Origin of the sequence: Sphingomicrobium arenosum, assembly GCF_026157085.1 — a bacterium.
Classification (GTDB): Bacteria; Pseudomonadota; Alphaproteobacteria; order Sphingomonadales; family Sphingomonadaceae; genus Sphingomicrobium; species Sphingomicrobium arenosum.
The window spans coordinates 1249710-1262558 of sequence record NZ_JANPVN010000001.1 but is presented as its reverse complement, the minus strand read 5'-3'; the positions used below and the strand labels follow the sequence as shown (position 1 = coordinate 1262558).

At 63.7% G+C, this 12849-nt stretch carries 14 protein-coding genes; 6 read left to right on the top strand and 8 right to left on the bottom strand.

The window, feature by feature from the left end:
- Positions 1–10: 10 nt before the first annotated feature.
- Complete coding sequence (gene pyrF / locus NUW51_RS06300; protein ID WP_265563817.1) at positions 11–688, bottom strand: orotidine-5'-phosphate decarboxylase; 678 nt, start codon at positions 686–688, stop codon at positions 11–13.
- A 15-nt stretch (positions 689–703) separates the two neighbouring features.
- On the bottom strand, positions 704–1027 hold the full coding sequence (locus NUW51_RS06295) for a LapA family protein (protein WP_265563815.1): 324 nt from the start codon (positions 1025–1027) through the stop codon (positions 704–706).
- Between the two features lie 151 nt (positions 1028–1178).
- Between NUW51_RS06295 and NUW51_RS06290 the strand changes: the two genes are divergently transcribed.
- The 4 genes from NUW51_RS06290 to NUW51_RS06275 all read left to right on the top strand — a co-directional run bounded on the left by NUW51_RS06290 (position 1179) and on the right by NUW51_RS06275 (position 3772).
- Positions 1179–2399, top strand: a complete 1221-nt coding sequence (locus NUW51_RS06290; protein WP_265563813.1) for a serine hydrolase domain-containing protein — start codon at positions 1179–1181, stop codon at positions 2397–2399.
- Between the two features lie 292 nt (positions 2400–2691).
- On the top strand, positions 2692–2922 hold the full coding sequence (locus NUW51_RS06285; RefSeq protein ID WP_265563812.1) for a hypothetical protein: 231 nt from the start codon (positions 2692–2694) through the stop codon (positions 2920–2922).
- A 143-nt stretch (positions 2923–3065) separates the two neighbouring features.
- Positions 3066–3467, top strand: a complete 402-nt coding sequence (locus NUW51_RS06280; protein ID WP_265563809.1) for a hypothetical protein — start codon at positions 3066–3068, stop codon at positions 3465–3467.
- Between the two features lie 98 nt (positions 3468–3565).
- Entirely contained in the window at positions 3566–3772 is a 207-nt protein-coding gene (locus NUW51_RS06275) for a hypothetical protein (RefSeq protein ID WP_265563807.1), read from the top strand.
- 15 nt (positions 3773–3787) lie between these two features.
- On the opposite strand, the gene NUW51_RS06270 is transcribed toward NUW51_RS06275, so the two are convergent.
- Positions 3788–6016, bottom strand: a complete 2229-nt coding sequence (locus NUW51_RS06270) for a CHASE domain-containing protein (RefSeq protein WP_265587942.1) — start codon at positions 6014–6016, stop codon at positions 3788–3790.
- A gap of 458 nt (positions 6017–6474) precedes the next feature.
- Between NUW51_RS06270 and NUW51_RS06265 the strand changes: the two genes are divergently transcribed.
- Entirely contained in the window at positions 6475–6681 is a 207-nt protein-coding gene (locus NUW51_RS06265; protein ID WP_265563805.1) for a cold-shock protein, read from the top strand.
- 119 nt (positions 6682–6800) lie between these two features.
- Positions 6801–7061: a hypothetical protein gene (locus NUW51_RS06260; RefSeq protein WP_265563802.1), complete on the top strand. Its 261-nt coding sequence runs from the start codon at positions 6801–6803 to the stop codon at positions 7059–7061.
- Here the strand turns inward: NUW51_RS06260 and NUW51_RS06255 are convergent.
- The 5 genes from NUW51_RS06255 to NUW51_RS06235 form a co-directional block, all read right to left on the bottom strand.
- Complete coding sequence (locus NUW51_RS06255; protein WP_265563801.1) at positions 7058–7234, bottom strand: hypothetical protein; 177 nt, start codon at positions 7232–7234, stop codon at positions 7058–7060. The genes NUW51_RS06260 and NUW51_RS06255 overlap by 4 nt on opposite strands.
- Positions 7235–7366: 132 nt before the next feature.
- The gene (locus NUW51_RS06250; protein ID WP_265587941.1) at positions 7367–7870 is read right to left on the bottom strand and encodes a DUF1697 domain-containing protein; all 504 of its coding nucleotides are present in this window, start codon (positions 7868–7870) and stop codon (positions 7367–7369) included.
- Positions 7860–8531, bottom strand: a complete 672-nt coding sequence (locus NUW51_RS06245; protein WP_265563799.1) for a Shedu anti-phage system protein SduA domain-containing protein — start codon at positions 8529–8531, stop codon at positions 7860–7862. Before NUW51_RS06245 ends, NUW51_RS06250 begins: the two co-directional genes overlap by 11 nt.
- Before the next feature lie 39 nt (positions 8532–8570).
- Entirely contained in the window at positions 8571–9494 is a 924-nt protein-coding gene (locus NUW51_RS06240; protein WP_265563797.1) for a DUF2726 domain-containing protein, read from the bottom strand.
- Positions 9494–11887 (bottom strand): ATP-dependent helicase, encoded by a 2394-nt coding sequence (locus NUW51_RS06235; RefSeq protein WP_265563795.1) that lies wholly within the window; start codon positions 11885–11887, stop codon positions 9494–9496. The genes NUW51_RS06240 and NUW51_RS06235 overlap by 1 nt, the downstream gene beginning before the upstream one ends.
- Positions 11888–12849: the final 962 nt, after the last annotated feature.

Sequence of the window (12849 nt, the reverse complement as noted above, 5' to 3'; positions counted from 1 at the left end):
TCCAGATTGCTCAGATGCTGTCCGAGATGGCGGCGATGGCGGCCTGGGGGTCGTCGGCCTGCGTGATCGGGCGGCCGACGACGAGGACCGAGGCGCCGTCCTCCATGGCCTGATGCGGCGTGACGACGCGTTTCTGGTCGGCGCTTTCCTGCGTGCCGACGGGGCGCACGCCGGGGACGACGAGATGCCCGTCGGGCCATTTCTCGCGCATCGCCTTCACCTCGAGCCCCGAGCAGACGATGCCGTCGAGGCCCGCCTCGCGCGCCAGTTCGGCCATGCGATCGACATAATCGGCCGGGGTGCCCTTGATACCCGCACGGTCGAGGTCGGGCTGGTCGAGACTGGTGAGCATGGTAACGGCGACCACCTTGGTCACGTCGGGCGCGGCAGCCTTTGCGGCGCGCAGCATCTCGAGGCCGCCGGCGGCATGGACGGTCAGGATGCGCGGGCGCAGGGGCGCGATCGCTTCGACCGCCTTGCCCACGGTGTTGGGGATGTCGTGCAGCTTCAGGTCGAGAAAGATCGGCAGCCCGCGTTCCTTCAGGCGCTTCACGCCCTCGGCGCCTTGCGCGTTGAAGAATTCCAGCCCGAGCTTGAGGCCGCCGGCATGGCTGCGCACGGCGACGGCGAGATTCTGGGCGGTGTCGAGTTGGGGCGTGTCGATAGCGACGAAGATGGGACCGGGCATGAAGGGGATGATCCTTTAGAAGGGGCTGTCGGGTTCGGGCGGCGGGGCGGCGCGGGTCGGCTGGGCCGGTGTGGGCGGCGGCGCGGGCGTGTACGGATGCGCATCGAGTGCGCGCTGCGCCTGGTCGATGCGGCGCCTCATCTTCCACAGGCGGGCGCGATAATAGAGCATGGTCGGCACCGCGCCGAGGAAGAAGGTGAGGGCGAGCAGCAGGGGCAGCTTGATTGCCATGCGGAGGTCGGCGCCGATGTCGATCATGACGTCGTGCCAGTTGGCGGTCGCGAAAATGGCGATGCCGACCGCGAGCAGGACCCACAGGATAGTGCGCAGGAATTGCATCGTCTCGCCTCGCTCTCTGATCCCCGGCCATGGCTGACCCGGCGCGCCCACGACCGCTCGTTGCATTTGCGGCACGAACGGAACACACCACCCTCTTGCCTTCGTTGGCAGGACAGTCAACACAAGCCGCAGGATGATTGCCCCCGCCCTCATGAATATTTCGCTTCCTGCTCTCCTGTTCGTCTCGGTGCTCGCCGGCTCGCAATGGGTCGAAAATGACGCCGATGCGGCCGCGCCGCCGCGCGACCATGTGCGCGTCGCGCTCGATCCGCTGGTCGACCTGGGCGAGCAAGGCGCGATCGATTATGCGCGGCTCGATGCGCGGCTCGAACGGCTGGCCGAGGAGCCCGGCATGGTCGGGCTCGCGGTGGGCATCGTCGAGGATGGCGAAATCCACTTCATCAAGGGCTATGGCGAGACGCTCGAAGGCTCGGGCGAGGCCGTCGGGATCGACACGCGCTTTCGCTGGGCCTCGGTGTCCAAGGGGGTGGCGGGGATCATGGCCGCCAAGCTGGAGGAAGAAGGCCGGCTCAGCCTCGACCTGCCGATCAGCAATTACAGCTCCACGCTCCAGCTGCCCGAGGGCAACCAGTTTTCGGCCACGCTGCGCGACGTGCTGAGCCACCGGCTCGGCATTTGGCGCAATGCCTATGACGACAAGCTCGAGGCGGGCGAGGATCCCGACGATATCCGGGCCATGCTGGGCGAGCTGGTGCAAATCTGCCCGGTCGGCGCCTGCTGGAGCTACCAGAATGTCGCCTTCGACAGCAGTTCCGAAGCGATCGAGCGCGGCGCAGGCAAGGAGTTCGAGACGGCGCTGGTCGAGGAATTGTTCGGCCCGCTCGGGATGCGTGATGCCAATGCCAGCCGCCAAGGGCTCGAAGGGGCCGACAGCTGGGCGCATCCGCACAGTCGGGGGCGTCGCGAAGTGCCCGTGACCGATGCCTATTATGAGGTCCCCGCAGCGGGCGGCGTGAACAGCGACATCCTCGACATGGCGATTTGGCTCCGGGCACAGATGGGCCATTATCCCGACATTCTGTCGCGCGCCGTGCTCGACGAGGCGCATCGCCCGCTGATCGAGACGCCGGGCGAGATGCGGCGGCTGCGCGATTATCGCGAGCGCCTGTCCGATGCGCGCTACGGGCTGGGCTGGCGCATCTACGATTATGCGGGGCATGAGGTGATCGGGCACCGCGGCGGGGTCAATGGCTATCGCAGCTTTATCCTGTTCGACGAGGCCAGGGACACGGGTGTGGTGGCGCTGTGGAATTCGAACAGTTCGCAGCCGAACGGGCTGCAGTTCGAACTACTCGACATGCTCTATGGGCTCGAGAAACGCGACTGGCTGGAGCTCGGCGAGGAGAGCTGAGCGGAGACCGATTCGCGGCCAGAATGACGTTGAAGCCAAAATGAATCCCGCAAATGGCGGATTTTTGCGTTTTTCTGTCATATATCCTACAACAGTCCCACTATCGTTCGACCGTCTCCTTCCGATCGGCCCTGCGCCATCTCGCTGCCTTGCAGCCCAGAGACGATTCCGAACCTCCGCCAACCGCCCCGCCCTGAATTTCCGACGGCCGTCCGGCCCGGCGGGAGCGACTGACGCCAACCCCGGGACCCCCGTTCCCGCGGGTGGTCCCTTGTCCCCAAGGAGACCCATATTGGCCCACCAGACCGAATTTCTGATCGAGCGGATGGAAGAAGAACGCGCCAAGGCGGATGCCGCCACGCTGGCGAAAGTGAAAGAGCGGCATGAACGCGCCGCGCGCAGCTGGGAAAAACTCGCCAATCGGGCGATCGCGGCGGACAAGCTGCGGGTCGCCGAAGAAGCCCGCAAGGCCGAGATGCGCGCCGAGCAGGAACAGCAGGCGCAGATGCCGATGCCTGCCTGAGGGTAACCAGCATCGATTTAACGCAAGGGGCGTGGGAGCTTGGCTTCCGCGCCCTTTTCGTTGCCGCCGCGACATGGCATTTTTGACGGTAGCGGGCGCTGACAGAAGAGTTGACCTATGTTAATAGGTCGATCCGGGAGACCATGATGACCGGATCGTCTCGTCTAATCGATTTTTGTGCCGAGGAAGCCGCGCGGCGGCTTGGCCACCAGCCCGAGCCCGCGCCCTTCGGAGCGATGCTCGATGCCGGGGGCAGCCCGCACGGAATCGAGGGCGGCGCATCGCTCGACGCGTTGCGCCGCGAGATGGACGAGCTGATGGCCAATGGCGTGGTGCGGGCCACTGCCTTCACCGAAATGCTGCCCCGGGACGCCGAGCGCGGTACGATCCGCATCCTCATCGCCTGGGGCAATCGTGGTCTCGACGTGATGGTGCCTTATGGGCGGCACCGAGAAGGGTTGTTCTGGGGAAAGCACAAGGTCCGGCTCGGCGAGGCGATCGTCGAGGAACGCGATACGACGCGTACCGATGCGGCCGCCGAATGAGCGGCTGACAATCTCCCCACAATCTTTCCATCCCCGCGTCAGGATCGCGGGGACCCATGTGGCGTAGGAGAAAAAGCGCAACGAGGGAGACGCGCAACATGAGACATATGGTCAATATCTTCGCGCTGGCAGCCGCCGCCATTTCGCTGCCGTGGCTGCTCGATGGCTTTGGTGGGAGCGAGACGAGCCGGATGGCGATGCCCCAGGGTACGACGTCGGGCTTTTGCCAACTGACCTTCGACCAGATCGCGGCGGACGATTACGAATGCCGCGCCGACAAGGTGGCGGCAGCGGCGCAGCGCTGAACCGCCAGCCATGCCTCAGTCGGTCCGATCACGGTCGATGAGTTCGCGCACGGCATTGGCAAGGCGCGCCATGCTGAACGGCTTGGTGAGGAGTGTCACGCCGTCATCGAGCCGCTCGTTATGGACGATCGCATTGGGCGTGAAGCCGGTGGTGAACAGGATCGGCAGTCCGGGCCGGACAAGGGCGATGCCATCGGCAAGGCGGCGACCGTCCATGCGCGGCATCACGACATCGGTGAAGACGAGATCGACCTTGAGGTCCTGATCCTCGAGCATTGACAGGGCCTGCTCGCCATCGGGCGCTTCGACGACCTCGTAGCCGAGCGAGCGCAGTGCGCTCACGCTCATCTCGCGCACGGCCGGTTCGTCCTCCACCACCAGCACGGTTTCGCCCTCGCGGGCCATCGGCATCTGGGCATCGCTTTCCGAACGAGCGATCGCGGCGCTGCCCTTGCGCGCGCCGAGGGCGCGGGGGAGGTAGAGCTTGATCGTCGTGCCTTCGCCTACTTCAGAATAGATGACGAAATGGCCGTCCGATTGCTTGAGGAAGCCAAACACCTGGCTCAGCCCGAGACCGGTACCCTTGCCCACTTCCTTCGTGGTGAAGAAGGGATCGACCGCCTTGGCCTGCACCTCGGGCGACATGCCTGTGCCGGTGTCGGAAATGGCGATAAGGACGAATTGGCCGCGAGGCGCGTCGGGGTGCTCGTCGCCATAGGCGCTGTCGAGGTGGCAGTTGCTGGTCTCGATGGTGAGCCGCCCACCCTCGGGCATGGCGTCGCGGGCATTGACCGCGAGATTAACGATGGCGTTCTCGAGCTGGCTGGGGTCGACGGTGACGGGCCAGATGCCGCCTGACAGGACGGTTTCCAATTCGATCGTGCCGCCGAGCGTGCGGCGCAGCAGCTCGGACATTTCGGCGACGAGGCGGTTGCAGTCGACCGTTTGCGGCAGGAGCGTCTGGCGGCGCGAGAAGGCGAGGAGGCGGTGGGTCAGTTCCGCCGCCTTCTTGGCCCCCAGCATCGCCCGGTCGAGCGCCGTGTCGCGCTTGGCGGTGTCGTCGGTGCGGCGCGCCATGTCGAGATTGCCGGTGATGATGGCGAGCATGTTGTTGAAGTCGTGGGCGATGCCGCCCGAGAGCTGGCCGACGGCTTCCATCTTCTGGAGCTGGCGCATCTGAGTCTCGGCCTCGGCGCGGGCGGCGGCCTCGGCGATGAGCTTGTCATTGGCCTCGCGCAGTTCGCCGGTGCGGGCATCGACGGTGCGTTCGGTGCGCAGGCGGGCGAGCTGTTGCTGCCAGGTCAAGGCGGCGACGAGGAGGGTCAGGGCGAGGCCGACGATGAGCGCGACGATGAAATTGATGCGCGGATGGGGGGCGTAGAAGGAGGCGGTCGGGGTGACACGGATGACGAGGCGGTTGCCGCCCACGGTGAGCGTGCGGGTGACCGAATTGCCGACCGTGTCGGCATCGAGGTTTTCGAACAATAGCGTGTCGAGCGAGGGGGTGCCGTCATAGACGCCGACCTCGACATCCTCGTAGAGCGGTTCGTCGGTGATGGTGCTGAACAGGTCGCCGGCACGCAGCGGGCTGTAGACCCAGCCCATGAACTTTTCCTCCGCATCCACGGGCCGCGTGACGGGCATGTAGAGGAGAAGGCCGGCCTGCTTGTCGTCGTCGATTTCCTGGACGAGTTCGATCTTGTGGCTGAGCGAAACCTCGCCCGAGCGGCGGGCGCGTTCCATGGCGGCGCGGCGGGTCGGTTCGCTCATCATGTCGAAGCCGAGCGCGGCCTCGTTGCGCTCGTTGCGCGGCTCGAGGAAGGCGATGATCGAATAGTTGGGCCGATCGCCGTCGGGCCAGAGGCGGCGATAGGGGCGGCCGCCGTAAAGCTCGGCGGTGGTCACATTGGCCTCGGGGTCGGTGGTGGCATAGACGGCGAAGCCGACGCCGAGGATGCCGGGATTGAATCGGGCGAGGTTCTGGCGCTCGACATAGCGGCGAAAATCGTCGGGCGAGACATTGTCGGAGGCGCGGAAGAGGGCAGCGCCGCCGCGCAGAACCGCAGCCTGGAGCGCGAACTTGTTTTCCACCGACAGCGCCGCGCGGTCGGCGAGGCGGGACAATTGCTGTTCGTAGCGCTTCTCGGCGTCGCCATGCGAGACGGTCGCGGCCAGCAACGTCAGCGCGAGCCCGCCGAGGAGGACGAGCAGCGGGATGCGATATTGGCGTAGTAGTGAAAGCACGATGATCAAATGGCCCCGGCCGCGATGTTGCGGGGTCAACCGGTGGGCGGGATCGCGGTTCCCGGGGCGGCGTTCGCGCGCCCCGCTGTAGGACGTTTTCCCCTCTGCAAGTTGAGAAAGTTGACGGTGGGTCGGGGGTCCCCGCCGGCCCCCGCAATCCGCCCGCGACGAACGGGCAGGGGAGGGGGGCAAATGAGCATGCGCGCATCATAGCGATGGGCGGGGGTGTAGGACAGCGTGGGCGTGGGCGTGGGCGCGGGGATTGGCCCGCGAGGGCCAGCAAGGTCGCGGGCGCCGATGTCATTGCTTTCTCAATATAAAGGGCCTAGCGTCACGCAGGCTACCAGTTGCCGACTTCTGGAACATGCGGGCGGACAACGCGCCCGAGTCTTTCGTCATCGCCGATTTCTAGCATGAAGCTGCTGCGGCTATCGCAGCGGCACCGAAGGACGATTTCCATGATCGAAGGCACCGTGAAATTCTTCAACAACGACAAGGGCTTCGGCTTCATCGCGCCCGATGGCGAGGGCTCGGATGCCTTCGTGCATATCAGCGCGCTGGAAGCAGCCGGGCTGCAGACGCTCGAGAAGGAGCAGCGGGTCGGTTACGAGCTCGAGCAAGATCAGCGCGGCAAGATGGCCGCGTGCAAGATCACGTTGCTCTAGCGACAGACCGCCATCGTCATGCCCGCCGCAGGGGGCTGCGGGCAGGGGGGAAGGGTCCGTCGCGATGCGGCGGGCCCTTTTTTTCTCTTTGACCTTGGGGGGGGGAGAAAGGAAGCAGCATGTCCGACCAGAGCGATTATCTCGTAGCACGCGTGCGCGAAGCGCGGGCGTTGGCGCGTCAGGCCACGCTCGACAATGTGCGCGCCAACCATTTGCGATCGGCGGCGGCGTGGGAAGCGCTGGCGCAGCGTTCGCTGCGCACCGATATCCTGAAAAGCGAGGAGGCCGCGCGCAAGGCCGAGCGCGACGCGCAGGCGGCGGCCGACGAGGCGGCGGGCATCGAGCGTCCGCCGCGCGGTGGACGACCGCCCCGGCCCTAGCGAAAGGCGCCGACGCGGTCGCTGCCCACGAAGGGACGGGCGTTGATGCGGGCGCGATAATCCGCCGCCATGCGCGTATAGACACGGCGCATTTCCTCGGTCGCGGCACGGTGGGCGCGGTCGTACGCGACCTGTTCGCGGTGGAGCAGCTCGTTGAGATCGGTGATGGGCATGGAGCGTTCCTGCGGAAAGCGTCGGCGAGTTACTCGTTCCGACAGTCACAGGATGCTTCTGATAAAATTCTTGTGATGCCAGTGGTATAGCATGGATCGCCACGCCTGTCGCGCGGTGTCTGGCGTATCCGGTCAGGCGCGGGCGAGGTGGCTGAGTTTCCTGACCGTGTTCATGTTGCGCGCGGTGCCGCGGTCCATTGCGGGGAGCCTGAGGCGGCTGCGGCCCTGGCCCGAGGGGTAGTGCAGGTAGAGGTGGCGGGTGCCGAGCGCGATTTGCTCGTCGGTGATGTGGGTGGCGGCGGTGATGTCGGCCTGTGTCGGGGCATCGTCGAGGAAGAGCGCCATGACCTTGTTGCCGGGGGCATCGGGCCATGGGTTGGCGGCGAGGAGGGCGTCGAGTTCGTCGGCGGTGCGGACGAAGAGCGGGACGGGGGCGCCGACATGGGCCTCGAGCGCGGGGCCGAGGCGGGCGCGGATTTGCGCCTCGCTATCGTCGGTATCGAGGAGGAGGTTGCCGCTGGCGATATAGGTCCGCGGATCCGCATAGCCCGCCGCTGCCGCGAGCGCGCGCAGGGCGTCCATCTTGAGCGGCGTGCCGGCGTTGATGGCGCGGAGGAGGGTGACTCTAAGTCCGATCGGTCCAATTTAGTCGAGATTGGAGATCGAAGGAAATTCCGTGAATAATACGATCATATGACACTATCTGTTGCTCAAAGGGCTTGTTGAATAAACGCCGGCCATGCGTTTGAGCCACCGTTTCTGAAGAGCTCCGGCCCATTAGCAAAAGCTTCCCAATAGGTGCCCTAAGATTTTCGAGGCCTGAGTTTGATCGAACGGTCTCGATAAAATTAGCAATATGATCTGAATAATTATTGAGCTGTGTGAGTGCATTAGATCCATTAGCGCTCGGTGTCCCGTTGATCTTACAGAAATTCATGCTCGGTCGTTTCAACTCGACGACCCATGCGAACAATCCGAGTGAGCTACGCGTGAAAGCTAAAAAGTCAGGGATCAACCCTGAAGATTGACCCTTGATAGAAGTTCTGATCATCTGCTTCGAAATAAGCCAAGTGCCATGATGTCCGGATTGATCAATAGCGTATTGAAGTGCGTAAGGGTGCGCCTCGAAGGCCTCGTGAATAAGTTGTTCTCGGTCGCTTTCCACTGCAGTCTCGAAGCTGTCCAGCATCTGTGACGAAATATCACCAGCGTCGCCGAAATTCGCGATGGGGATCAGTTTTTTACATTCGTCACGATACTTGCGAGCGTGCTTTTCTGCGCTGACTATTTTTATCACTGATACATTCTCCAGCGGCGGATAGGACTGATTTCCAAGTTAGTTCAGTTTGCCCCAGAAACTACTCAACATGGTGTCCGCACCAGCCCCTCCACGCAACATCTTGAAACCACGCGCGTGCAGAACTTCTATTTCGGTCCGAACGTCTGATGGCTCTTGAATCGTGTGACCGCCACCGCTGAAAAAAGCTTCTAGTTCCTCGTTGAGGTTCTCTAGAGCTAGCCCTTCGCAAAAGTCGCCCAACGCCGAGTATCCGAACGGGATTTCCGAAATGCGGCCGAGGTTCGGAGTGCAAAGACGTAAGCGCCCTTTCCCATAAACATAACGATCGCCGACTTCCACGCTCGTATAGGTGACCCATTCGTCTTCGTCACCATACAAGCCGACCACCAACATGTTGAAGTCGTACGAATTTACTTCATTATATCCATGTCGTCTCAGATTGGAAATGCAACGTGACTTCGGTCCAATTGTAAATTCAAAATCAGAATCAAATAGATGTTTCGCAGTTGGTTTGAGGAACGCTCCCATTATAAATGGCTCGTCGTAGGATATTTCACCCTTTTTCTGAGCCTCAATGAAACAAACGCCCATAAAATAAGTGTGAACCAAGTACTCAAGCAGTGTCATCCTTGCCGTACGAATGTCCACAGCTTCCTCGTTGACCCTGAAGAAGGTCAAGTCCGCCAATTTTATGATGCGATTTTTCTTGTAATCGTTTTTTTGATCGTGCCCTCCACCATCATACTCGATAACGAGAACCGGATATCCCGTCTCGTCCGCAATGCAGAAATCAAGATGAGACATAAGTGCGAACTGTCGAAGTTCCATTGGTAAGCAAGAAATATCTACAGCATCTGCAATACGAACCTTCTCATATATCTTTCCCGCATACGACTGGGTGGCTCCTATGATTTCACCGTAGACTTTCTTTTCGCCCAGATTGGAGAGATTCTTCAGCATCAGTCCAAACTCACAAAGCTATCCAGCACCCGCTTCCGCCCCGCTTTCTCGAACTCGATCTCGAGCTTGTTGCCCTCGATCGCTTCGATCTTGCCGTAGCCGAACTTGCCGTGGAAGACGCGCATCCCGACGGTGAGGTCATCGCGGCCCTTGTTGCCGAGGCTCACCGCGCTGCCGCGTGACTCGATGATGCGTTGTTCGCCTTTTTCGAAGCGGGAGCTGGCGCGTTTCCAGCCGGGGCCTCGGGTGCTGGCGCGGTTGGAGCCGGCGGCGGCGAGATGTGCAAAAGGGTCTTCGTGGGGCTGGAACTGGGCCTGCCAGAGCGAGGCGCCGCCCGACATGGTCTGGTCGCTTTCCACATGTTCGGCGGGCAGTTCGTCGACGAAGCGGCTGGGGATGCTGCTCGTCCACTGGCCGTAGATGCGGCGGTTGGCGGCGTGGACGATCATCGCCTGTCGGCGGGCGCGGGTGATGGCGACATAGGCCAAGCGGCGTTCCTCCTCGAGGGAGGCATTGCCGCCTTCGTCCAGCGCGCGCTGCGAGGGGAACAGCCCCTCCTCCCAGCCGGCAAGGAAGACCAAGGGGAATTCGAGGCCCTTGGCGGCGTGGATGGTCATGAGGGTGACGCGCTCGCCCGCCTTGTTGGCGTCATTGTCCATGACGAGGCTGACATGTTCGAGGAAGTCCGAGAGGGTTTCATATTCCTCCATCGCGCGGGCGAGTTCGGCGAGGTTGTCGAGGCGGCCCTGGGCCTCGGCGGACTTGTCGGCCTGGAGCATGGCGACATAGCCCGATTCCTCGATCACCTGCTGCATGAGTTCGGATGGGGTGAGGGCTTTGACGCCGGTTTCCATGAGTTGGCGCTTGTCGTCGCCGGTGACGGGGGCGGCGGAGGTGCCCGACATGAGTGTCCGCCAGCGGGCGAAGTCGCCGACGAAGCGGCCGAGCGAATTGCGGGCTCTTGCGGTGAGCTCGTCGGTGTCGAGGATCTGGGCGGCGGCCATGAGGAGAGGGAGGCCCTGCACCCTTGCATATTGGTGGATGGTGGCGACGGCCTTGTCGCCGAGGCCGCGCTTGGGGGTGTTGACGATGCGGTCGAAGGCGAGGTCGTCCTGCGGCGAGGCCAAGAGGCGGAGGTAAGCGATGGCGTCGCGGATCTCGGCGCGCTCGTAGAAGCGAAAACCCCCGATAATCTGATAGTCCATGCCGATGGCGATGAAGCGTTCCTCGAACTCGCGCGTCTGGTGCTGGGCGCGCACGAGGATCGCGGTGTCGTCGAGGGAGCCGCCCTTGGAGACGTGGTTCTCGATCTCCTCGGCGATGCGGCGGGCTTCCTCGGGGCCGTCCCAGACGCCGAGGACCTTGACCTTCTCGCCCATGCCGGCGTCGGTCCAGAGATCTTTCCCGAGGCGGCCCGAGTTGTGGGCGATGACGCCGCTGGCGGCGGCGAGGATGTGGCCGGTCGAGCGGTAATTCTGTTCGAGGCGGACGATCTTGGCGCCGGGGAAGTCGCGCTCGAAACGCAGGATGTTGGACACATCGGCGCCGCGCCACGAGTAGATCGACTGATCATCGTCACCGACGCAGGCGATGTTGTTGTCGGGGGCGGCGAGGAGCCTCAGCCATTCATACTGGCTGGCGTTGGTGTCCTGATATTCGTCGACCATAATATATTTAAAGCGTGTCCGCCACGTGTCGAGGACGTCCGCGTGCGCCTTGAAGATGGTGAGCATGTGGAGGAGGAGGTCGCCGAAGTCGCAGGCGTTCACGGCCTTGAGGCGCTCCTGATATTGGGCGTAGAGGTCGGCGCCCTTGCCGTCGGCATAGGCCTGCGCGTCGGCGGCGTCGATGTGGGCGGGGGTGAGGCCCTTGTTCTTCCACTGGTCGATGAGGGCGGCCAGCGCGCGGGGCGGCCAGCGCTTGGGATCGATCTGCGCGGCCTCGATGAGCTGTTTGAGGAGGCGGAGCTGGTCGTCGGTGTCGATGATGGTGAAGTTGGGCTGGAGGCCGACGAGCTCGGCATGGCGACGGAGCATGCGCGCGCAGACGCTGTGGAAGGTGCCGAGCCAGGGCATGTTGTCGACCGCGCCGCCGGTGATGCGGGCGACGCGTTCCTTCATCTCGCGCGCCGCCTTGTTGGTGAAGGTGACGGCGAGGATCTGGCTCGGCCAGGCGCGGCGGGTGGCGATGAGATGGGCGAGGCGGGCGGTGAGGGTGGCGGTCTTGCCCGTGCCGGCGCCCGCGAGGATGAGGACGGGGCCGTCGAGGGTGGTCGCGGCCTCGTACTGCGCGGGGTTGAGGTGCGCGAGATAGGCGGGGGCATCGCCAGTGTCGATCGGCGGGGCGGGGGGCTGGGATTCGGTCACGCCTGACAGGTAGGGATGAGAGAACATTTGGGCAACCCGGACGTGAGGCGGGGGCGACTCGGGAGGGGGCGGGCGAGTCGTTTTCGAGTCGCGGCGCGAATTGATGCTTGCGAATCGGCTTTTCGCTGGCTAAAGGCGCGGCTGAAATGGGGTCGTGCCCGCAAAAAAGGCGACTTTTGCACGATATCCCCGTTATCCACAGGCCGAAATACCTCTTAACGCCTTGGAAACACCTGCAAAGTGGCTCATAACAAAATGGTGATCGGGACGAAGCGCCCGGGCCCCTCGGGGCAAGGGAACGCAAGTTCCGATCTCCGCCGGCAGGCGATGGTCGCAAGACCGGGAGGAGCGCTCAAGGATCTTCGGATCCGGACAGCGCGGTGAGACCCGGAGCCTTGGTGACCGGACCAGCCGGTCGGACGGCACCGGAAGAACCGGGGTGCCTAACGCAGCCGCGCTGCACCGACCCTTGGGTCGGGGGAGCGAAGGGCGCGAAGGTCCCGGTCCAGGAAGGGCCGCGAACGAACCGCCGGGACGCGATCCGCTAGACGGATCGGTAGCGGACGGAAGGAGGCGGCGCCTGTCGTGAGTGAGAGCTCTCAACAGGCAAGGTTTCCGGACCCGAGGCGAGGCCCCTGCATGGGGGCAGGCCGGGCGGTAACGAGCGACGCCTGAGCGGGCGCGCAAGGATGGCGATGGGCGCCAAGGTCACTGCTCTTGCAGCAGCGACTGTCACCACCTTCGGGTGGGGGCCTGCCGAACCCCTCGGGGTGAGGCGACGTCAAAGCCTTCGGGCGGAGACGGGCCGATGCCCTGGAGCCGAGACGGATCAATGCCTTCGGGCGGCGGTTCGTGGAGGCACTGGCGGCGGAGACATTCTTTCGACAAGCCTTCGGGCGGACGAAAGGGCGAACCCGGGCCAAGACCGGCAAACCAGCTCGGTGCCAAGAAGGGGGCCAGCGACTTGTTCGCTGGCCCCTTTTTCTTTG